Raw genomic sequence first — 18785 nt, forward strand, 5'->3', positions numbered from 1 at the left:
TGCGGAAAATCAAGGAAGGGGTAATAGGACCAACCGGAGTACCGTTGATGGGCGAACTACGAAAGAACCAATTCACTCGCCACTTGAAATCCTGCGAAGTCCTTTATACGGCTAATCCGTCTGACGGTCAACCGTATTCCCGAGCATTCAGGGTTATTGCGGATATTCGGTTTACAAAGCTTGCAAGCGATGCGAATTTTTTGTAGGGGTCGATCGATTTTGGCGCCACGTTCGAGGTGCAACCGTTAAACTACGCGCCGCGTGGACGGGTTGCCCCGATCGGGTGACCCTCCTCCCAAGAATGCGTGCGCGGTGCGCTCCGAGCCGATCCCGGATCGCAGGCCGACCATGCTTTTTGAGACACAGGAGAGGATGTGAAGAGTTCTATTCAACGGAACATCGGCCCGTTTGCATTGATGCTGACGGGGCTGGGTTCGATTATCGGCTCGGGCTGGCTGTTCGGTGCCTGGAAGGCCGCCAAGATCGCCGGTCCGGCGGCGATCTGCGCATGGATCATCGGCGCCGTCGTGATTCTCGCGATCGCGCTGACGTATGCGGAACTGGGCGCGATGTTCCCGGAGTCGGGCGGTATGGTGCGCTACGCGCGCTACTCGCACGGTTCGCTGGTGGGCTTCATCAGCGCATGGGCCAACTGGATCGCGATCGTATCCGTGATCCCGATCGAGGCCGAAGCGTCGATCCAGTACATGAGCACGTGGCCGTATCCGTGGGCGCATGCCTTGTTCGTGAACGGCGAGTTGCAGACATTGGGCCTGTTGCTGTCGGCCGTGCTGGTCGTCGTCTACTTCATGCTGAACTACTGGGGTGTGAAGGCTTTCGCGCGGGCGAACACCGCGATCACGATCTTCAAGTTCCTGATTCCCGGCCTCACGATCCTCGGCCTGATGCTCACGAGCTTCCATTCGGAGAACCTCGGCACCGCATCCAACGCGAGCTTCGCGCCGTATGGCTGGTCGGCCGTGCTGACCGCGGTCGCGACGAGCGGCATCGTGTTCGCGTTCAACGGCTTCCAGAGCCCGGTGAACCTCGCCGGTGAAGCGCGCAATCCGTCGCGCAGCGTGCCGTTCGCGGTGATCACGTCGATCCTGCTCGCGCTCGTGATCTACGTGCTCCTCCAAATGGCGTACATCGGTTCGGTGAACCCGGCCGACGTCGCGAAGGGCTGGGCGCACTTCAATTTCTCGTCGCCGTTCGCGGAACTCGCGATCGCGCTGAACCTGAACTGGCTCGCGATCCTGCTGTATGTCGACGCGTTCATCAGCCCGAGCGGCACCGGCACGACCTACATGGCGACGACCACCCGCATGATCTACGCGATGGAGCGCAACAACACGATGCCGAAGATGTTCGGCAACGTGCACCCGATCTACGGCGTGCCGCGCCAGGCGATGTGGTTCAACCTGCTCGTGTCGTTCATCTTCCTGTTCTTCTTCCGCGGCTGGAGCTCGCTCGCGGCGGTGATCTCGGTCGCGACGGTGATCTCGTACCTGACCGGTCCGATCAGCCTGATGGCGCTGCGCCGTTCGGCGACCGACATCGAGCGTCCGCTGTCGATTCCGCTGATGAAGCTGATCGCGCCGTTCGCGTTCGTGTGCGCGTCGCTGATCCTGTACTGGGCGAAGTGGCCGCTGACGGGCGAAATCATCCTGCTGATGATCGTCGCGCTGCCGGTGTATTTCTACTTCCAGGCGAAGTCGGGCTGGACCGGCTGGGGCGCCGACCTGAAGGCCGCGTGGTGGCTGGTCGCGTACCTGCCGACGATGGCCGTGCTGTCGCTGATCGGCAGCAAGGAATTCGGCGGTCACGGCTACCTGCCGTACGGCTGGGACATGCTGATCGTCGCGGCGATCTCGCTGGTGTTCTACTTCTGGGGCGTGAATACCGGCTACCGGACCCAGTATCTCGACGAGCGCGAGTCGCACGACGAGATCCTCGAGGGGGTCGGCGCCTGACGCGTGACCTGTCGCCGGATTCGGCGGCGACAGGAGGCAGCGAAAAAGCCCGCCCGAGCGATGCTCCGGCGGGCTTTTTGCTGACTGGCTCGGCGGTTGCGCCGCCGTTCGGGTTCAGGCGTCGGCGTTCGCGAACACGTAGTTCGTCATCGCGAGCACGCGCTGGTAGGTGCCGAGCGACTGGATGCCGAGCCGGTAGTCGTCGTCCGCCGCGCCGAGCGCGGTGAAGACCGGCAGCAGATGCTCGTCGGTCGGATGCATCAGCGCCGCGTGCGGCGCCTGCCGGCGATAGTCGAGCAGCGCATCGACGTCGCGCGCGGCAAGTTTGGCCTCGAACCAGTCGGTGAATTCCGCGACGCGCGGGTCCGCATCCTCGGGCGTCGCGCCGAAATCGGCGGCGCGCAGGTTGTGCGTGATCTGGCCCGAGCCGATCACCATCACGCCTTCGTCGCGCAGCGGCCGCAGCGCGCGGCCGAGCGCGAAGTGATGCGCGGCGTCCGCGCGCGGCTGGATCGACAGTTGCGCGACCGGCACGTCGGCTTCCGGAAACATCAGCAGCATCGGCACCCACGCGCCGTGATCGAGGCCGTGTTCGGTCGTCGCGGTCGCGATGCCGGCCGCGTTCAGCAGCGCGGCCGCGCGTGCGGCGACGTCGGGTGCGCCCGGCGCCGGATAGCGGATGTCGTACAGCGCCTGCGGGAAACCGTAGAAATCGTGAATCGTGTCCGGATGCGCGGCGACGCTCGCGACCGGCTGTTGCGTGCCCCAGTGCGCGGAGAGCATCAGCACCGCGCGCGGGCGCGGCAGTTCGGCGCCGAGGTGCGTGAACGCGCCGGACGGCAGCACGGGGTCGATCGGCAGTGTCGGGGCGCCGTGAGACAGGTACAGCGAAGGCAAGCGGTTCATGGTGGTGACCTGCTAAAGGATTTGCCTGTGACTATAGGCGCGCACCGGGCATTGATAAATGGGCAATCGGGAATTTGATTGACGCTTGTTCGTTGATAATCGTGGCGATGGCACGCGCACCAAGCCGATTCGCGTCTGAAGGCGTGAGATCGACGGAATTGCGGTGCGGATCGGGGGGGAATCCGCGCAAAAGGAGGTGATTTACTGCGCGTGCCGAATGCCGGCCCACGGCGTCGTGAGCGGGGCGCTGAGCGCGAACAGGTCGAGCACGCGCGTGACGGTCTGGTCGACGAGTTCCGCGATCGTCTTCGGCATCGCATAGAACGCCGGCAGCGGCGGGAAGACGATGCCGCCCATTTCGGTGACGGCGGTCATGTTGCGCAGATGCGCGAGGTTGAACGGCGTTTCGCGCACCATCAGCACGAGACGGCGGCGTTCCTTCAGCGTGACGTCGGCCGCGCGCGTGATCAGGTTGTCGGACAGCCCGTGCGCGACGCTCGCGAGCGTCTTCATCGAACAGGGCGCGATTACCATGCCGTCGGTCGCGAACGAGCCCGACGCGATCGTCGCGCCGACGTCGCGCACCGAATGCACGACGTCCGCACGGCTTTCGACGTCGGCCTTCGGCAGCTTCAGTTCATGCTGGATGTTGAGCCAGCCGGCGTTCGAAATCAGCAGGTGCGTTTCGACGCCGCCGGCGGCGCGCAGCAGGTCGAGCAGCCGCACACCGTAGATCGCGCCGGTGGCGCCGGTGATCGCGACGATCAGCCGGCGTGGCGGCGCGCTGGGAGATGCCATCGAAAAGGGGGCGGGTGCCGCGTATCAAGCGGCGGCGAACAGTTGCTGCAGTTCGCCCGACTGGTACATCTCCATCATGATGTCCGAGCCGCCGATGAATTCGCCCTTCACGTAGAGCTGCGGGATGGTCGGCCAGTTCGAGAATGCCTTGATGCCCTGGCGGATTTCGTCGTCCTCGAGCACGTTGACCGTCTTGAACTGGTCGACGCCGCAGGCTTTCAGCACCTGCACGGCGCGGCCCGAGAAGCCGCACATCGGGAATTGCGCGTTGCCCTTCATGAAGAGCACGACCTGGTTTTCGTCGACGATTTGCTTGATACGTTGTTGGGTGTCCATGACTGACCTTGCGTTTGCGGGGCGTTAGATCGAAATGATAGCGGATTTCAACCGGGCGGGCCGGGCGTCAGCCCGGCAGGCGGCCGCCGGTCGTGCGTTCGATGGCGGCGAGATCGGCGAGCGACTCGACCGCGACGAAGCCGTGCGAGGTCAGGATCGCGCGGACGGCTTCGGCCTGGTCATAGCCGTGCTCGATCCAGAGCGTGCCGCCCGGTTTCAGGTACGCGCCGGCGCCCGCGACGATCGTGTGGATCGCGCTGAGGCCGTCGGCGTCATCGGTGAGCGCGCCGCGCGGCTCGAAACGCAGATCGCCTTGCGCGAGGTGCGGGTCGCCTTGCGCGATGTACGGCGGGTTGCTGACGATCGTATCGAACGCGAGCGCGGGATCGAGCGCCGCGTACCAGTCGCTCTGCAGCCAGCGCAGCGGGCCGCCGGGGCGCCGCGCGTCGAGCAGTTTGTCGGCGTTGCGTTGCGCGACCGCGAGCGCGGCCGGCGAACGGTCGAGCGCCCAGACGCGCGCATCGGGGCGCTCGGCCGCGATCGACACGGCGATCGCGCCGCTGCCGGTGCCGAGATCGAGCACGGCGGCGTGCGGCAGCCCGCTGATCGCATCGAGCGCGGCTTCGACGAGCAGTTCGGTTTCGGGGCGCGGGATCAGCACGTCGGGCGTCACGTCGAACGGGCGGCCGAAGAACTCGCGCATCCCGACCAGTTGCGCGACGGGCTCGCCGGCGACGCGACGCGCCTCAAGCGCGCGGAAGCGTTCGACCGCGGCCACGTCGAGCGGCGCGTCGCCGCGCGTGATCAGTTGCGTGCGAGTCCAGCCCAGCGCATGCGCGAGCAGCACGCGTGCATCGACCGGGTCGAGCGGCGATGCGCGCAGCAACGCGTCGGCGGTGGTGTCGGGCATCGCGGCCTCAGTCGGCTTCGCCGAGCGACGCGAGCAACTCGGCCTGGTGCTCGGTGACGAGCGCGCCGATCAGTTCGTCGAGATCGCCGTCCATGATCGCCTCGAGCCGGTACAGCGTCAGGTTGATCCGGTGGTCGGTCATCCGGCCTTGCGGGAAGTTGTACGTGCGGATCCGCTCGGAGCGGTCGCCGGAGCCGATCAGGCTCTTGCGCGTCGCCGCTTCCTTCGCGTGCTGCTCGTGATACTGCTTGTCCTTGATGCGCGCGGCGAGCACCTTCAGCGCGCGATCCTTGTTCTTGTGCTGCGAGCGGTCGTCCTGGCATTCGACGACGATCCCGGTCGGGATGTGCGTGACGCGCACCGCCGAATCGGTCTTGTTGATGTGCTGGCCGCCCGCGCCGGACGCGCGGAACGTGTCGATGCGCAGGTCGGCCGGATTGATCTCGACCTCGCCGATTTCGTCGGCTTCCGGCATCACGGCGACCGTGCACGCGGACGTATGGATGCGCCCCTGCGTCTCGGTGGCCGGCACGCGTTGCACGCGATGGCCGCCCGATTCGAACTTCAGGCGCGAATACGCGCCCTGGCCCGCGATTCGCACGATCACTTCCTTGTAGCCGCCGAGATCCGACGCGCTCTCCGACATCATTTCGACCTGCCAGCGCTGGCGTTCCGCGAAGCGCAGGTACATGCGCAGCAGGTCGCCCGCGAACAGCGCCGATTCGTCGCCGCCCGTGCCCGCGCGGATTTCGAGGAAGATGTTGCGGTCGTCGTTCGGGTCCTTCGGCAGCAGCATCTTCTGCAGCTCGGTCTCGAGGCGCGCCATGCCCTCGCGCGCGCTGCGGATTTCGTCTTCCGCGAAATCGCGCATCGACGGATCGGCGAGCAGCTCCTGCGCGGCCGTCTCGTCGCTGCGCGACTGGCGCCATAACGCGTATTGCTCGACGACCGGGCCGAGTTCCGCATGTTCGCGTGTCAGCTTGCGGTACTGGTCGAGGTCGGCCGTGACGTTTTCGCGGCTCAGCAGGTCGTTCAGTTCGGCCAGCCGTGTGGACAGCTGGTCGAGCTTGCGTTGCATGCTCGTCTTCATGGTGTGGAGCGGCGCTCCCGGGCAAGGGGTATTCGGAAAGGATAGGCCGGCGGTGGGACAACGACCGGCCGGCGGCAGGGCGACCGGGCGGCGCTAGTGGCCGGATTGGTCGTTCGAGCGCGGCGCGTGCTGGTAGAAGCCGCGCATCAGGTCGATCAGCGAATCGCGATCGGCGCCGTTGACGCGGTTGAGCGCGCTCGTCGGGCCGTGGATCAGCTTGTTGGTCAGCGCCTGCGACAGCGCTTCGAGCACCGCAGCCGGATCTTCACCGCGCGCCAGCAGCTTCTGCGCCTTCTCGACTTCGGCCCGGCGCAGCGCGTCCGCCTGCGTATGCATGTGACGGATCACCGGCACGACGCTGCGCGTGTCGAGCCATTGCATGAAATTCTGCACGCGCGTCTCGATGATCGCTTCGGCCTGCGCGACCGCGGCCTGGCGCGACGCGTTGCCTTCGCGCACGATCGCGCCGAGATCGTCGACGGTGTAGAGGAACACGTCCTTCAGCTTGCCGACTTCGGGCTCGATGTCGCGCGGCACCGCGAGGTCGACCATGAAGATCGGCCGGTGGCGGCGCGCCTTCACCGCGCGCTCGACCGCGCCGAGGCCGATGATCGGCAGCGTCGACGCGGTGCACGACACGATGATGTCGAACTCGTGCATGCGGGCGGGCAGGTCGGCCAGCGGCATCGCGCGGCCGTTGAAGCGTTCGGCGAGCCGCTGGCCGCGTTCGGCCGTGCGGTTCGCGACGACGAGTTCGCGCGGGCCTTGCGCGGCGAAGTGCGTCGCGCACAGCTCGATCATTTCGCCGGCGCCGATGAACAGCACGCGCTGATCCGACACCTTTTCGAAGATCCGCTGCGCGAGGCGAACCGCGGCGGCGGCCATCGACACCGACTGCGTGCCGATTTCGGTCGTGCCGCGCACTTCCTTCGCCACTGCGAACGTGCGCTGGAACAGCTGGTTCAGGTAGGTGCCGAGCGCGCCCGCTTCCGTCGCGGTGCGAACGGCATCCTTCATCTGGCCCAGAATCTGGGTTTCACCGAGCACCATCGAATCGAGGCCGGATGCCACGCGAAACGCGTGCCGGACGGCTTCCGACTGCGGCAGCGCATAGACGTGCGGCGCGAGCTCGTCGACCGGAATCCGGTGATACTCCGACAGCCAGCGGAGCGCGCCTTCGCGGGCCGCGCGATCGTCGGTGGCGCAATACAGTTCGGTGCGGTTGCAGGTGGAGAGGATCGCCGCTTCCGGCGTATTGGGCGCCTGCGGGCCGAGAAACACGTTCTTGAACGTGACGAGAGCCGGCTTGATTTGCTCGAGCGGAAACGCCACGCGTTCGCGCAGGGCGACAGGCGCAGTGTGGTGGTTGATTCCGATCGTGAGGAGTTGCATATCGAGGGCTATCGTTTAGCCCCATATTATAGCGTTTCAGTAATTTCCTCACTCGCTGCGTACCGGGCATCGGCGTGGCGGGGGCGCGAATTTGGGGGCTCGATCGGCACGCGGTCGAGCTGATAGCCGAAGCCGTAGAGCGGCAACAGCCGGTAGCCGCGCTCCGGAAGCAGCTGCAATTTGCTGCGCAGCCGGGACGCGTGCGTGTCGAGCGTGCGCGACTTCATGTCGCGGCGGCGGCCCCATACCGTTTCGAGGATATGGGCGCGCGACACGGGTCGCGACACGTTCGTGAGCAGCAACTGCGCGAAACGGAACTCCTTCGGCGTGAGTGAAACGATTGCGTCGCCGAAACGCACGAGGCAATGGGTGGTGTCGAATGCGTATTCGCCGTACGTTTCGCGCGAGCGGGCGGGGGCTCGCCGCACGCCCGCGCGCCGGCTCAGTGCGTTGACGCGCGCGAGAAACTCCGGCCCGCTCACGGGGCGCACGAGGCAATCGTCGGCGCCCGCGTGCAGGCATGAGACGATTTCGCTTTCGCGCGCCGACTGCATCATGGCAATGGCCGGCAACCCGGGCAGGATCGCCTGCGCGCGCGGAATGACTTCCTGCGCCGGCCGGTCGCCGGCCCAGTGGCCGGTGACCAGCATGTCGCAGGTGTTGTCGGCGGCGAGCCACTCGAAGAATGCGGTGCTGGACGGAAACGCATGGCACACGTGACCGCCCGCGAAGAGCAGGCGGTTCAGGAGAGCGCTATGACGCGACTCCGGATCGATCAGAGCGATTCGCATGACGATTTCTTCAATACGGCAGCCGGTGTGCGCTTGCCATAACGTCGAGTCGGCCCCTACACTCGAACGTTCGCGGCGCCCGGCTGGTCTCGGGTTCGATGGATGAATCGATGCTAGCCGCTGGCAACGTTCACGCCTATGGGACGAATCTGAATTTATAGAAGGCGTTGAATGAACTGGTTTGGAATCCTTGTCCTGGGAGCGGCCGTCGGGCTGTTCGGCCGCTGGCTGCATCCGATGCGGCGCACGGGCCGGCCGGCATGGTGGATCGCGGTGCTCGTCGGCATCGTGGGCGCGGCCGCCGCCCGCATGGTCGGCAATCTCTCGGGACTGTTTTACGATGGCGAGACGCTCGAATGGCCGGTCTGCACCGGCGTCGCGTTCCTCGCCGTAGCCGTGACGGTCGCGCTGTCGGCCCGTCGCTGAATGCTCTCAGGTGAAATCATGAATGCCCGTCTCCCCGAAGTCTCGCCGGTGCCGGCCCGTCTCGCGCTGTTGCGCGGCGCCATGGCCCGCGAGAACCTGGCCGCCTATCTCGTGCCGTCCGCCGATCCCCATCTGTCCGAATACCTGCCGGAACGCTGGCAGGCGCGCCGCTGGCTGTCGGGCTTCACGGGCTCGGTCGGCACGCTGGTCGTGACCGCGGAGTTCGCGGGGTTGTGGGTCGACAGCCGCTACTGGGTGCAGGCCGACGCCGAGCTGGCGGGCACGGGCGTGCAGTTAATGAAGATGACGAGCGGGCAGCAGAGCGCACCGCACGTCGACTGGCTCGCGCAGAACGTGGCGGCCGGCGCGACGGTCGGCGTCGATGGCGCCGTGCTCGGCGTCGCGGCCGCGCGCGGGCTGAGCGCCGCGCTGAGCGCGCGCGGCATCGCGCTGCGCACCGACGTCGACCTGCTCGACGCGATCTGGCCGGAGCGGCCGGGGCTGCCCGGCGATGCGGTGTTCGAGCACGTGGCGCCGCAGGCCGACACGACCCGCGCGAGCAAGCTCGCCGAAGTGCGCCGCGCGATGCACGCGCAGGGCGCGCAATGGCACTTCGTGTCGACGCTCGACGATCTCGCGTGGCTGTTCAACCTGCGCGGCGCCGACGTCAATTTCAATCCGGTGTTCGTTGCGCACGCATTGATCGGCGCCGATCGCGCGACGCTGTTCGTCGCCGACGGCAAGGTGCCTCCGGCGCTGGCCGCGTCGCTCGCGCGGGATGGCGTCGACGTTCGCGCCTACGACGCCGCGCGTGCGTCGCTCGGGGCGCTGCCCGACGGCGCGACGCTGCTGATCGACCCGCGCCGCGTGACGTTCGGCACGCTCGAGGCCGTGCCGGCCGGCGTGAAGCTCGTCGAGGCCGTGAATCCGTCGACGTTCGCGAAGTCGCGCAAGACGTCCGCCGAGATCGAGCACGTGCGCGTGACGATGGAGCACGACGGCGCCGCGCTGGCCGAATTCTTCGCGTGGTTCGAACAGGCGGTGAATCGCGAGACGATCACCGAGCTGACGATCGAGGAGAAGCTCACGGCCGCGCGCGCCCGCCGCCCCGGCTACGTGTCGGCGAGCTTCGCGACGATCGCCGGCTTCAACGCGAACGGCGCGATGCCGCACTACCATGCGACGCGCGAGTCGCACGCGACGATCGCCGGCGACGGCCTGCTGCTGATCGATTCGGGCGGCCAGTACATGACGGGCACGACCGACATCACGCGCGTCGTGCCGGTCGGCACCGTCAGCGACCTGCAGCGGCGCGATTTCACGATCGTGCTGAAGTCGATGATGGCGCTGTCGCGCGCCCGCTTCCCCCGCGGCATCCGCTCGCCGATGCTCGATGCGATCGCGCGTGCGCCGATGTGGGCGGCCGGGCTCGACTACGGCCATGGCACCGGGCATGGCGTCGGCTACTTCCTGAACGTGCACGAAGGCCCGCAGGTGATCTCGCACTACGCGCCGGCCGAGCCGTACACGGCGATGGAAGAGGGAATGATCACGTCGATCGAGCCGGGCGTGTACCGTCCGGGCCAGTGGGGCATCCGGATCGAGAACCTGGTCGTGAACCGCGCGGCCGGGAAGACGGAGTTCGGCGATTTCCTCGCATTCGAGACGCTGACGCTGTGCCCGATCGACACGCGCTGCGTGCTGATCGAGATGCTGCACGACGAAGAGCGCGCGTGGCTGAACACGTATCACGCGACGGTGCGCGAGCGCGTCGGCCGGCATCTGAGCGGCGACGCGAAGGCGTGGCTCGACTTGCGCACGCAGCCGATCTGACGCAACGCGCGGCAACGGCGGATGGCGAGTCGGTCACGATCGAACGACGGCCTGACAATAACAGCGAGGGCAAGCAATGGCGGACACTGCGGTGATCGTGGTCGACATGCAGCGTGGGCTGGTGCAGCGGGCGCAGCCCGCGTACCGGCTCGACGACGTGGTGTCGGGCATCAACCGGTTGACGGCAGCGGCGCATGCGGCGAACGCGCCGGTGTGCTTCGTGCAGCACGACGGCGACGCGGACGACGACATCGTGCCCGGCACGCCGGGCTGGGAACTGCACGCCGGGCTGGTCGTCGGTCGCGACGACTGGCGCGTGCGCAAGCAGGCGAGCGACGCGTTTCACGACACGCCGCTCGCGGCGCAGCTCGATCGCCATGGCATCCGTTCGGTGCTGATCTGCGGCTATGCGACCGAGTTCTGCGTCGATTCGGCCGCGCGCCGTGCCGCGCTGCTCGGCTACCGGACGACCGTCGTGTCCGACCTGCACACGACGAACGAGCGTGCCCACCTGTCGGCGGCGCAGATCGTCGCGCACCATCACTTCATCTGGCACAACAATTCGCTGTCGGGCAACGCGGTGACGCCGCGTCCGCTCGCGGACGTGCTCGCCGCGGAGTTCGCATGACGATCAAGGCAGTGGTGTTCGATTTCGGCGGCGTGCTGATCGACTGGAGTCCCGAGTACCTTTACCGCGAACTGATTCCCGACGCCGCCGAGCGCCGCTGGTTCCTCACGCACGTATGTGCGATGGACTGGGTGGTCCGCCAGGACGGCGGGCAGACGATCGAGGAGGGCACGGCCGAACTCGTCGCGAAGTTTCCGGAGCACGAGGCACTGATCCGCGCGTTCTACGCGCGCTGGCACGAGATGATCGGCGGCGTGCTCGAAGAGGGCGCGGCGCTCGTCGAGCGGCTGGACGCGCAGGGGATGCCGTTGTTCGGGCTGACGAACTGGTCCGCGCAGACGTTTCCGTATGCATGGGACAACTTCCCGGTGCTGCGCCGCTTCAAGGACATCGTCGTGTCGGGCCGCGTGAAGCTCGTGAAACCCGAGCCGGCGATCTACCGCGAGATGCATGCGCGGATCGAGCCGCACCTGCCTGGCGTCGCGCCGCACGAGCTCGTGTTCATCGACGACAACGCGCACAACGCAGCGGCCGCGGCGGCGCTTGGTTGGCACGGCATTCATCACACGAGCGCGGCGGCGACCGAAGCACGCCTGCGTGAACTGGGCGCGCTGGTGTAGACGGCGCGGAAGCCGCGCGGGATAAAAAAGCGAGCGCTGGGCTCGCTTTTTCGCTGTGCCGTTCCGGAAGCGGCCCCGTTCGGCACCGGCCCCGCGCGAGCGCGGCGCCGGGCGCCTGGGCCGCGCCGCTCAGCGGCTGATCGGCTTGTAGCGCAGACGCTTCGGCTTCGCGGCTTCCTCGCCGAGGCGCGCACGCTTGTCGGCTTCGTATTCCTGGTAGTTGCCGTCGAAGAACGTGACCTGCGAATCGCCTTCGAACGCGAGGATGTGCGTCGCGATCCGGTCGAGGAACCAGCGATCGTGCGAGATCACCATCACCGAGCCCGCGAATTCGAGCAGCGCGTCTTCCAGCGCACGCAGCGTTTCGACGTCGAGGTCGTTCGACGGTTCGTCCAGCAGCAGCACGTTGCCCCCCGAGATCAGCGTCTTCGCGAGGTGCAGGCGGCCGCGTTCGCCGCCGGACAGGTTGCCGACGATCTTCTGCTGGTCGCCGCCCTTGAAGTTGAAGCGGCCGATGTACGCGCGCGACGGCGTTTCGTACTTGCCGACCGTCAGCACGTCGGCGCCGCCCGAGATTTCCTCGAACACCGTCTTCGAACCGTCGAGCGCGTCGCGGCTCTGGTCGACGTACGCGAGCTTCACCGTCGGGCCCATCACGACTTCGCCCGAATCCGGCTGTTCCTTGCCGGTCAGCATCTTGAACAGCGTCGACTTGCCGGCGCCGTTCGGGCCGATGATGCCGACGATCGCGCCGGCCGGGATCTTGAAGCTCAGGTTGTCGATCAGCAGGCGGTCGCCGAACGACTTGCTGACGTTCTTGAACTCGATCACTTCGTTGCCGAGGCGTTCGCCGGCCGGAATGAAGATTTCCTGCGTTTCGTTGCGCTTCTGGTATTCCTGGCTGCTCAGCTCCTCGAAGCGCGCGATACGCGCCTTCGACTTCGCCTGGCGGCCCTTCGGGTTCTGGCGCACCCACTCCAGTTCCTTCTTGATCGCCTTCTGACGCGCCGATTCCGACGCTTCTTCCTGCTTCAGGCGCTCTTCCTTCTGGTCGAGCCAGCTGCTGTAGTTGCCCTTCCACGGAATGCCGTGGCCGCGGTCGAGTTCGAGAATCCACTCGGCCGCGTTGTCGAGGAAGTAGCGATCGTGCGTGACCGCGACCACGGTGCCCGGGAAACGCACCAGGAACTGCTCGAGCCAGTCGACCGATTCGGCGTCGAGGTGGTTGGTCGGTTCGTCGAGCAGCAGCATGTCGGGCTTTTCGAGCAGCAGCTTGCACAGCGCGACGCGGCGCTTCTCGCCGCCCGACAGGTGCTCGATCTTCGCGTCCCACGGCGGCAGGCGCAGCGCGTCGGCGGCCACTTCGAGCTGCTGCTCGGGGCTGCCGCCGTCGCTCGACGCGAGGATCGCTTCGTATTTCGCCTGCTCGGCCGCGAGCGCGTCGAAGTCGGCGTCCGGTTCGGCGTAGGCCGCGTAGATTTCTTCCAGCTTCTTGTTGGCCTGGAACAGGTCGCCGAGGCCTTCCTCGACGGCTTCGCGCACGGTCTTCGTCGGGTCGAGCTGCGGTTCCTGCGGCAGGTAGCCGATGTTCAGGTTCGGCATCGGCGTGGCTTCGCCTTCGATGTCCTTGTCGACGCCCGCCATGATGCGGATCAGCGTCGACTTGCCCGAGCCGTTCAGGCCGAGCACGCCGATCTTCGCGCCGGGAAAGAACGACAGCGAGATGTCCTTCAGGATCTGGCGCTTGGGCGGCACGATCTTGCCGACCCGGTTCATCGTGAAAACGTATTGGGCCATTTCGGTGTGAAAGTCAGAAGTGGTTGAGACGGCCGCGCAGCGCGGGCGGGCGTGGCGGCGTCGGGTGATTCGGTACGGAGCGTGCCGCGCGGGGCGCGGCGGTGCGAGCGCGTATTGTACTTCGCCGCCGGCTGCCGCTGGCGCGACGCAGGCCATTCGGCCGACCCGCGCTCACAGCCACGCGGCGACGCCGCCGTGCCCCGAGCATGTGCCGCGCCGGTGGCGGCTGAAGCTGTACGTGCCGTCGCGGCAACGCGCGCTCGCGCCGTCCGGCACGCGGCCCGATTTCGAATGCGCGGGCGCATGCACGGTTTCGCCGTCGCGGTTGCGATACGTGTCGTGACGGTCGAGGTCGGCTTCGTTGCCGTAGCCGGGCGGCGCGCGATAGGCGTGCGCGGCCGGCGGCAACGCGGCGCCCGCGACGAAGAGTGCGGCGGACAGGGTCGCGACCTGGGTCGCGCGGCGGAGCAGGGTGCGCATGGTCTCTCTCGTTTCGTTCGTTGTTGTCGATGTCGGGCCGATTGCCCGCGCCGCATGTTAGCGGATCGGCGCCGGGTGCCGGCGTGACGCGACGCCGCGCAGGACATCGACGCCACGCCGTCGGGCTGCGCGGCATCGAAAATCCACCGGCGGAACGCGGCGAGCTTCGGCCGTTCCGCGTGATGCGACGATAGTGGGCGCGTCGCGCGGTTTCCGGTAGGGTGGCCGGACCGTCAACCATCGACGCACGGTCGGGGAGGCATCGTGACATTCGACGAAGTCCGGCAGATCGCACTGGCGTGGCGCGGCGTCGAGGAAGGCACGTCGTACGGCACGCCCGCGCTCAAGGTGAAGGGCAAGCTGCTCGCGCGGCTGCACGAGGACGGCGACACGCTCGTCGTGAAGGGCGTCGGCCCCGACGAGCGCGCGTGGCTGATCGAGTCGGCGCCCGACGTGTACTACGTGACCGATCACTACGTCGGCTGGCCGATCGTGCTGGTGCGCCTGTCGGCCGCGCACCCCGACGCCGTGAAAAACCTGCTCCTGCGGGAATGGCGCGCAATCGTGCCGGCGAGGTGGCGGGACGAAGCCGCCGGCGACACGAACTGAACGGCGCGCCCCCACGCGAGCCGCCGCCGAACCGGATCAAGCGTTGCATCGATTCGTATCGATGCAACAAGTGGTTCCATCGAAATTCTTCAATTGGTTCTTAGTGAAGAACCGTTTGATGCTTACACTCCTTCGCTTCGAAGGCGGCTGACGACAGCCGACGGAACGGGCGTACGCGATGCGCCGGCGCCCCGTGCGCCGCATCGCACCCGCAGCTTCGCAGACTGCGCGGACGACCCGACCGGCACGGCCCCTCCGGCCCATGCCCGCGTGCGACGTACCTGCGGCCGCGGCCGGATTCAAGAACGACAACTCCCGCGCCGCCTTCACGCGACACCGGTCGTACCGGAACCGTTTTTTGGAGAGAGACAGATGAGTGGAAGCAACACAGGCCTCGGCACCGGCCTGAAGCAGCGTCACGTAACGATGATGTCGATTGCCGGCGTCATCGGCGCGGGCTTGTTCGTCGGCTCCGGCCACGCGATCGCGGAAGCCGGGCCGGCATCGATACTCGCGTATGCGATCGCGGGCGTGCTGGTCGTGCTGGTGATGCGCATGCTCGGCGAGATGGCCGTCGCGCATCCGGACAGCGGGTCGTTCTCGACCTATGCCGATCGTGCGATCGGCCACTGGGCCGGCTTCACGATCGGCTGGCTGTACTGGTGGTTCTGGGTGCTGGTGATCCCGATCGAGGCGACCGCCGCCGCGACCATCCTCAATGCGTGGTTCCCGGGCATCGCGACGTGGATCTTCGCGTTCGGCATCACGCTGCTGCTCACCGTCACCAATCTCTTTTCCGTCAAGAACTACGGCGAATTCGAATTCTGGTTCGCGCTGATCAAGGTCGTCGCGATCGTCGTGTTCCTGTGCATCGGCGGCGCGGCGATCGTCGGCATCATTCCCGCGCCGGCCGTGTCGGGCGTGTCGAACCTGTTCGTGCACGACGGCTTCATGCCGCACGGCGCGAGCGCGGTGCTCGCGGCGATGCTGACGACGATGTTCTCGTTCCTCGGCACCGAGATCGTGACGATCGCGGCCGCCGAATCGGACAACCCGCAACGCCAGATCGTGCGGGCGACGAACTCGGTCATCTGGCGTATCACGCTGTTCTATCTCGGCTCGATCCTCGTTGTCGCGGCCATCGTGCCGTGGAACGACCCGCTGCTGCCGAAGCACGGCTCGTATCAGCGCGCGATGGAACTGATCGGCGTCCCGAACGCGAAGGCGATCATCGACGTGATCGTGCTCGTGTCGGTCGCGAGCTGCCTGAATTCGGCGCTGTATACGGCATCGCGGATGCTGTTTTCGCTGTCCCGGCGCAAGGACGCGCCCGCCTTCCTGCATCGCACCGATTCGACCGGCACGCCGCGCGCGGCCGTGCTCGCGTCGACGGCGTTCGGTTTCCTGACCGTGATCGCGAACTACCTGATGCCGGAGCAGGTGTTCGGCTTCCTGCTCGCGACGTCGGGCGCGATCGCGCTGCTCGTGTATCTCGTGATCGCGATCTCGCAACTGCGGATGCGCAGGACGCTCGAAGCGGGCGGCGCGGACCTGACGCTGCGGATGTGGCTGTTCCCGTGGCTCACGTGGGCGGTGATCCTGTTCATCTGCGGCACGCTGACCGTGATGTTCGTCAGCGAGGAACACCGGATGGAAGTGGGTGCGACGGCCGTGCTGGCGTTGATCGTGCTGCTCGCGTCGTGGCTGAACAAGCGTGGGCGCGATGCGAAGGCGGGTGCGGGGCGGCGGGTGTCGGCGACGTGATCTGATCGAATGATGTGACGACGGGGCGCGAAGTCCCGGGCGTGGAAATGGCCTGATCGGCGTTTGCCGGTCGGGCCATTTGTCTTTTGGCGCCAGTACACGCATACACGGAACGTCACGCTGCCCGGTCTTCCGTGCCTCGCGATCGTTGAGGTACCAACGCGTCAAAATCGAACTCGTCTGATTTTATCGCGAACGGCACCGCCATACATTGATCGCTTCGAGAACCGAAGTGAATGATGAGGTCGACTTGCGTGAGCGGTCGCGTCGGGAGGGGTAAATGGCGAACGAAAGCCTGGGATTGAGTGACGCAGGGTGGGCGGAGCTGCGGAGGCGGGAAAGCGCGGTCATGGCTTACTACAACGATCAGGCGAACAACTGTACCTATGGCATCGGAACGCTGGCTCACACCGGGCCGTGCTCCCCGGAAGAATTGCGCACGCCGGTTACGGCGACGCAAGTGAATGCACAACTCGCGGTCCGGGTCCGTCGGGCAGAAGCCGCCGTGCGGCGACATGTCCCGGCTCGGCAGTTGACGCAGTTGCAGTTCGATGAGCTCGTCAGCTATGCATACAATACTGGCAACACCGGTGCGCTGGCCGTGTTCCGTTCAGCGAATCAGAGCGACGACGCGGGCGTCGTGTCGCACATGAATCAGCACGTCTGGATTCATCCGCGAGACGATAACGGGCGTCGTCTGGCGCCCGTTCGTTCAAACGGGCTTGTCAATCGGCGCCGACTGGAATCGGCGCCGTTCCAGCCACGACAGAGGGCACGGTGAGAACGGCAATGATTGGTTTGCTCGTGCTGGCGTCGACGCGTGCATTTGCCGGCCCGACGGCAGCGGACGAGATAGCGGCACGCAGCGGGTTGCCGGCAAGCGAGGTCAATGCGCTGCTCAGCGACTGTGACTCAAGCCAGACGAGCATGAATTTTTGTGCGTGGCGCGATCAGCTCGTCGCCGAGCGGGAATTGCAGCGAATCGTCGACAAACAGGTGAGCGAGCAGCCACGGCGCAAGGCGGCGCTCGACGCACGGATGGCGAAGTGGAAGAAGGCGCGCGACACATCCTGCGAAAAATCGGCGCGTCACGCATGGGGCGAGGGTTCAATGCGACCTGCTGCACAGGCGATCTGTGCAACGGCGGCAACGAAGGAAATGGCGAAAAGGTTGTCCGCTAGCGCTTTCCGCAAATCCTCATGAACCGATCCGACATGACAAAAGCCCGCGACTTTCGCGATCTCGTAACAGCCGATGCGTATTCGCCATGTCACCGTGGTTCATGGCATTGAAACCCGGGCGATGACGATGCGACGGGTCTCCCGGACAAGACGATGTCGTTCGTCGGCATGGCCGGCCAGTTCAAGGGGGTGACGGATACGGTGCAGTACACGGCGCGCGAAATCCGTCCGCAGGTGTACATGGTGTACTGGCATGAGCCGTCCACAGGCTCGAACGTCGTGCACGTCGAGGATTTCGAACGCGGCACGGTGGATACGAACATCGCGACGAAGGACGGGCAGTTCCTGCATATGTCCGGGGCGCTGACGATCGTCGATCGGCAATGAGCCGGTCTTCCGCCATCGAAAAGAAAAAGCCCGCAGTCAGCGGGCTTTTTCACGATCGATGCAGCAGCAACGCTTAAACGTTGAACAAGAAGTTCATCACATCGCCGTCGTGCACGACATATTCCTTCCCTTCCGCGCGCATCTTGCCGGCTTCCTTCGCGCCTTGCTCGCCCTTGTACGTGACGAAGTCGTCGAACGCGATCGTCTGCGCGCGGATGAAGCCGCGCTCGAAGTCGGTGTGGATCACGCCGGCCGCCTGCGGAGCGGTATCGCCGATGTGGATCGTCCACGCGCGCACTTCCTTCACGCCCGCGGTGAAGTAGGTCTGCAGGCCGAGCAGCTTGAAGCCCGCGCGGATCACCCGGTCGAGGCCCGGCTCTTCCATGCCCATGTCGGCGAGGAACGCTTCCTTGTCCGCATCGTCGAGATCGGCGATTTCCGCCTCGATCGCCGCGCATACGGCGACCACCGGCGCGTTTTCGCTTTCCGCGTACTTGCGCACCGCCTCGAGGTGCGGGTTGTTCTCGAAGCCGTCGTCCTTCACGTTGGCGACGTACATCGCCGGCTTCGCGGTGATCAGGCAGAACGGCTTGATCAGCGCCTGTTCGTCGTCCGACAGCGCGAGGCCGCGCACGGCCTTGCCCTGGTCGAGCTGCGCGCGCACCTTTTCGAGCACCGCGACGAGCTTCGCCGCCTCCTTGTCGTTGCCCGACTTCGCCGCCTTCGAATAGCGCGTGAGCGCCTTCTCGATGGTGCCGAGATCGGCGAGCGCGAGTTCGGTGTTGATCACTTCGATGTCGTCGATCGGGCTGACCTTGCCGGCGACGTGAATGACGTTGTCGTCCTCGAAGCAGCGCACGACGT

Annotated in this window: 19 protein-coding genes and 1 pseudogene; 10 read left to right on the forward strand and 10 right to left on the reverse strand. The window is 66.3% G+C overall.

Annotation, left to right across the window (positions count from 1 at the left end):
* The first annotated feature begins 374 nt into the window (after nucleotides 1-374).
* Nucleotides 375-1973 carry an APC family permease gene (locus AC3IFE_RS26480; RefSeq protein ID WP_089466551.1) on the forward strand — a complete coding sequence of 533 codons (1599 nt, stop codon included), beginning with the start codon at nucleotides 375-377 and terminating at the stop codon, nucleotides 1971-1973.
* A 114-nt stretch (nucleotides 1974-2087) separates the two neighbouring features.
* Here the strand turns inward: AC3IFE_RS26480 and AC3IFE_RS26485 are convergent, their stop codons facing one another.
* The 7 genes from AC3IFE_RS26485 to AC3IFE_RS26515 form a co-directional block, all read right to left on the reverse strand.
* Nucleotides 2088-2879, reverse strand: coding sequence for a DODA-type extradiol aromatic ring-opening family dioxygenase (locus tag AC3IFE_RS26485; RefSeq protein WP_489193010.1), 792 nt, complete (start codon nucleotides 2877-2879; stop codon nucleotides 2088-2090).
* Between the two features lie 201 nt (nucleotides 2880-3080).
* The gene (locus tag AC3IFE_RS26490; RefSeq protein WP_489193012.1) at nucleotides 3081-3677 is read right to left on the reverse strand and encodes a UbiX family flavin prenyltransferase; all 597 of its coding nucleotides are present in this window, start codon (nucleotides 3675-3677) and stop codon (nucleotides 3081-3083) included.
* Between the two features lie 24 nt (nucleotides 3678-3701).
* Complete coding sequence (gene grxD / locus AC3IFE_RS26495; RefSeq protein ID WP_006477066.1) at nucleotides 3702-4013, reverse strand: Grx4 family monothiol glutaredoxin; 312 nt, start codon at nucleotides 4011-4013, stop codon at nucleotides 3702-3704.
* Nucleotides 4014-4080: 67 nt separating this feature from the next.
* On the reverse strand, nucleotides 4081-4923 hold the full coding sequence (gene prmC / locus AC3IFE_RS26500; protein ID WP_489193015.1) for a peptide chain release factor N(5)-glutamine methyltransferase: 843 nt from the start codon (nucleotides 4921-4923) through the stop codon (nucleotides 4081-4083).
* 7 nt (nucleotides 4924-4930) lie between these two features.
* The gene (gene prfA / locus AC3IFE_RS26505) at nucleotides 4931-6013 is read right to left on the reverse strand and encodes a peptide chain release factor 1 (protein ID WP_006477064.1); all 1083 of its coding nucleotides are present in this window, start codon (nucleotides 6011-6013) and stop codon (nucleotides 4931-4933) included.
* A gap of 93 nt (nucleotides 6014-6106) precedes the next feature.
* Nucleotides 6107-7405, reverse strand: a complete 1299-nt coding sequence (gene hemA / locus AC3IFE_RS26510; protein WP_175931972.1) for a glutamyl-tRNA reductase — start codon at nucleotides 7403-7405, stop codon at nucleotides 6107-6109.
* A gap of 26 nt (nucleotides 7406-7431) precedes the next feature.
* Nucleotides 7432-8196, reverse strand: a complete 765-nt coding sequence (locus AC3IFE_RS26515) for a response regulator transcription factor (protein WP_089466556.1) — start codon at nucleotides 8194-8196, stop codon at nucleotides 7432-7434.
* Nucleotides 8197-8367: 171 nt separating this feature from the next.
* Here AC3IFE_RS26515 and AC3IFE_RS26520 point away from each other — a divergent pair, with 171 nt between their 5' ends.
* The 4 genes from AC3IFE_RS26520 (at nucleotide 8368) to AC3IFE_RS26535 (ending at nucleotide 11703) form a co-directional block, all read left to right on the forward strand.
* Entirely contained in the window at nucleotides 8368-8622 is a 255-nt protein-coding gene (locus tag AC3IFE_RS26520) for a DUF1129 domain-containing protein (protein WP_006477062.1), read from the forward strand.
* 18 nt (nucleotides 8623-8640) lie between these two features.
* Nucleotides 8641-10455, forward strand: coding sequence for an aminopeptidase P family protein (locus AC3IFE_RS26525; protein WP_489193019.1), 1815 nt, complete (start codon nucleotides 8641-8643; stop codon nucleotides 10453-10455).
* A 76-nt stretch (nucleotides 10456-10531) separates the two neighbouring features.
* The gene (locus tag AC3IFE_RS26530) at nucleotides 10532-11083 is read left to right on the forward strand and encodes a cysteine hydrolase family protein (RefSeq protein ID WP_089466559.1); all 552 of its coding nucleotides are present in this window, start codon (nucleotides 10532-10534) and stop codon (nucleotides 11081-11083) included.
* Nucleotides 11080-11703 (forward strand): HAD family hydrolase, encoded by a 624-nt coding sequence (locus tag AC3IFE_RS26535; protein ID WP_489193021.1) that lies wholly within the window; start codon nucleotides 11080-11082, stop codon nucleotides 11701-11703. The genes AC3IFE_RS26530 and AC3IFE_RS26535 overlap by 4 nt, the downstream gene beginning before the upstream one ends.
* 129 nt (nucleotides 11704-11832) lie before the next feature.
* Here the strand turns inward: AC3IFE_RS26535 and ettA are convergent, their stop codons facing one another.
* Both ettA and AC3IFE_RS26545 read right to left on the reverse strand, forming a co-directional pair.
* Nucleotides 11833-13500: an energy-dependent translational throttle protein EttA gene (gene ettA, locus AC3IFE_RS26540; RefSeq protein WP_006494122.1), complete on the reverse strand. Its 1668-nt coding sequence runs from the start codon at nucleotides 13498-13500 to the stop codon at nucleotides 11833-11835.
* A gap of 171 nt (nucleotides 13501-13671) precedes the next feature.
* On the reverse strand, nucleotides 13672-13980 hold the full coding sequence (locus AC3IFE_RS26545; protein WP_089466561.1) for a DUF3761 domain-containing protein: 309 nt from the start codon (nucleotides 13978-13980) through the stop codon (nucleotides 13672-13674).
* A 264-nt stretch (nucleotides 13981-14244) separates the two neighbouring features.
* Here AC3IFE_RS26545 and AC3IFE_RS26550 point away from each other — a divergent pair, with 264 nt between their 5' ends.
* The 5 genes and pseudogenes from AC3IFE_RS26550 to AC3IFE_RS26570 form a co-directional block, all read left to right on the forward strand.
* Nucleotides 14245-14589, forward strand: a complete 345-nt coding sequence (locus tag AC3IFE_RS26550) for an MmcQ/YjbR family DNA-binding protein (RefSeq protein WP_489193024.1) — start codon at nucleotides 14245-14247, stop codon at nucleotides 14587-14589.
* A gap of 372 nt (nucleotides 14590-14961) precedes the next feature.
* Nucleotides 14962-16353, forward strand: a complete 1392-nt coding sequence (gene gabP, locus AC3IFE_RS26555; RefSeq protein WP_489193027.1) for a GABA permease — start codon at nucleotides 14962-14964, stop codon at nucleotides 16351-16353.
* A gap of 280 nt (nucleotides 16354-16633) precedes the next feature.
* On the forward strand, nucleotides 16634-17134 hold the full coding sequence (locus AC3IFE_RS26560) for a lysozyme (protein ID WP_489193029.1): 501 nt from the start codon (nucleotides 16634-16636) through the stop codon (nucleotides 17132-17134).
* 8 nt (nucleotides 17135-17142) lie between these two features.
* On the forward strand, nucleotides 17143-17556 hold the full coding sequence (locus AC3IFE_RS26565) for a lysozyme inhibitor LprI family protein (protein WP_489193031.1): 414 nt from the start codon (nucleotides 17143-17145) through the stop codon (nucleotides 17554-17556).
* Between the two features lie 122 nt (nucleotides 17557-17678).
* Nucleotides 17679-17921: pseudogene (locus tag AC3IFE_RS26570) on the forward strand (MoaF-related domain-containing protein); the annotation flags it as partial.
* Between the two features lie 73 nt (nucleotides 17922-17994).
* Here the strand turns inward: AC3IFE_RS26570 and ychF are convergent.
* Nucleotides 17995-18785, reverse strand: a 791-nt coding sequence (gene ychF / locus AC3IFE_RS26575; RefSeq protein ID WP_489193033.1) for a redox-regulated ATPase YchF, incomplete at its 5' end; no start/stop codon positions are given.

The organism is Burkholderia sp. APQ4-4ca, assembly GCF_057837105.1.

Bases quoted from the DNA above. Each gene is read 5' to 3' on its own strand.
- AC3IFE_RS26485 (WP_489193010.1), bottom strand. From the start codon at position 2,879: ATGAACCGCTTGCCTTCGCTGTACCTGTCTCACGGCGCCCCGACACTG.
- AC3IFE_RS26490 (WP_489193012.1), bottom strand. From the start codon at position 3,677: ATGGCATCTCCCAGCGCGCCGCCACGCCGGCTGATCGTCGCGATCACC.
- grxD (WP_006477066.1), bottom strand. From the start codon at position 4,013: ATGGACACCCAACAACGTATCAAGCAAATCGTCGACGAAAACCAGGTC.
- prmC (WP_489193015.1), bottom strand. From the start codon at position 4,923: ATGCCCGACACCACCGCCGACGCGTTGCTGCGCGCATCGCCGCTCGAC.
- prfA (WP_006477064.1), bottom strand. From the start codon at position 6,013: ATGAAGACGAGCATGCAACGCAAGCTCGACCAGCTGTCCACACGGCTG.
- hemA (WP_175931972.1), bottom strand. From the start codon at position 7,405: ATGCAACTCCTCACGATCGGAATCAACCACCACACTGCGCCTGTCGCC.
- AC3IFE_RS26515 (WP_089466556.1), bottom strand. From the start codon at position 8,196: ATGCGAATCGCTCTGATCGATCCGGAGTCGCGTCATAGCGCTCTCCTG.
- AC3IFE_RS26520 (WP_006477062.1), top strand. From the start codon at position 8,368: ATGAACTGGTTTGGAATCCTTGTCCTGGGAGCGGCCGTCGGGCTGTTC.
- AC3IFE_RS26525 (WP_489193019.1), top strand. From the start codon at position 8,641: ATGAATGCCCGTCTCCCCGAAGTCTCGCCGGTGCCGGCCCGTCTCGCG.
- AC3IFE_RS26530 (WP_089466559.1), top strand. From the start codon at position 10,532: ATGGCGGACACTGCGGTGATCGTGGTCGACATGCAGCGTGGGCTGGTG.
- AC3IFE_RS26535 (WP_489193021.1), top strand. From the start codon at position 11,080: ATGACGATCAAGGCAGTGGTGTTCGATTTCGGCGGCGTGCTGATCGAC.
- ettA (WP_006494122.1), bottom strand. From the start codon at position 13,500: ATGGCCCAATACGTTTTCACGATGAACCGGGTCGGCAAGATCGTGCCG.
- AC3IFE_RS26545 (WP_089466561.1), bottom strand. From the start codon at position 13,980: ATGCGCACCCTGCTCCGCCGCGCGACCCAGGTCGCGACCCTGTCCGCC.
- gabP (WP_489193027.1), top strand. From the start codon at position 14,962: ATGAGTGGAAGCAACACAGGCCTCGGCACCGGCCTGAAGCAGCGTCAC.
- AC3IFE_RS26560 (WP_489193029.1), top strand. From the start codon at position 16,634: ATGGCGAACGAAAGCCTGGGATTGAGTGACGCAGGGTGGGCGGAGCTG.
- AC3IFE_RS26565 (WP_489193031.1), top strand. From the start codon at position 17,143: ATGATTGGTTTGCTCGTGCTGGCGTCGACGCGTGCATTTGCCGGCCCG.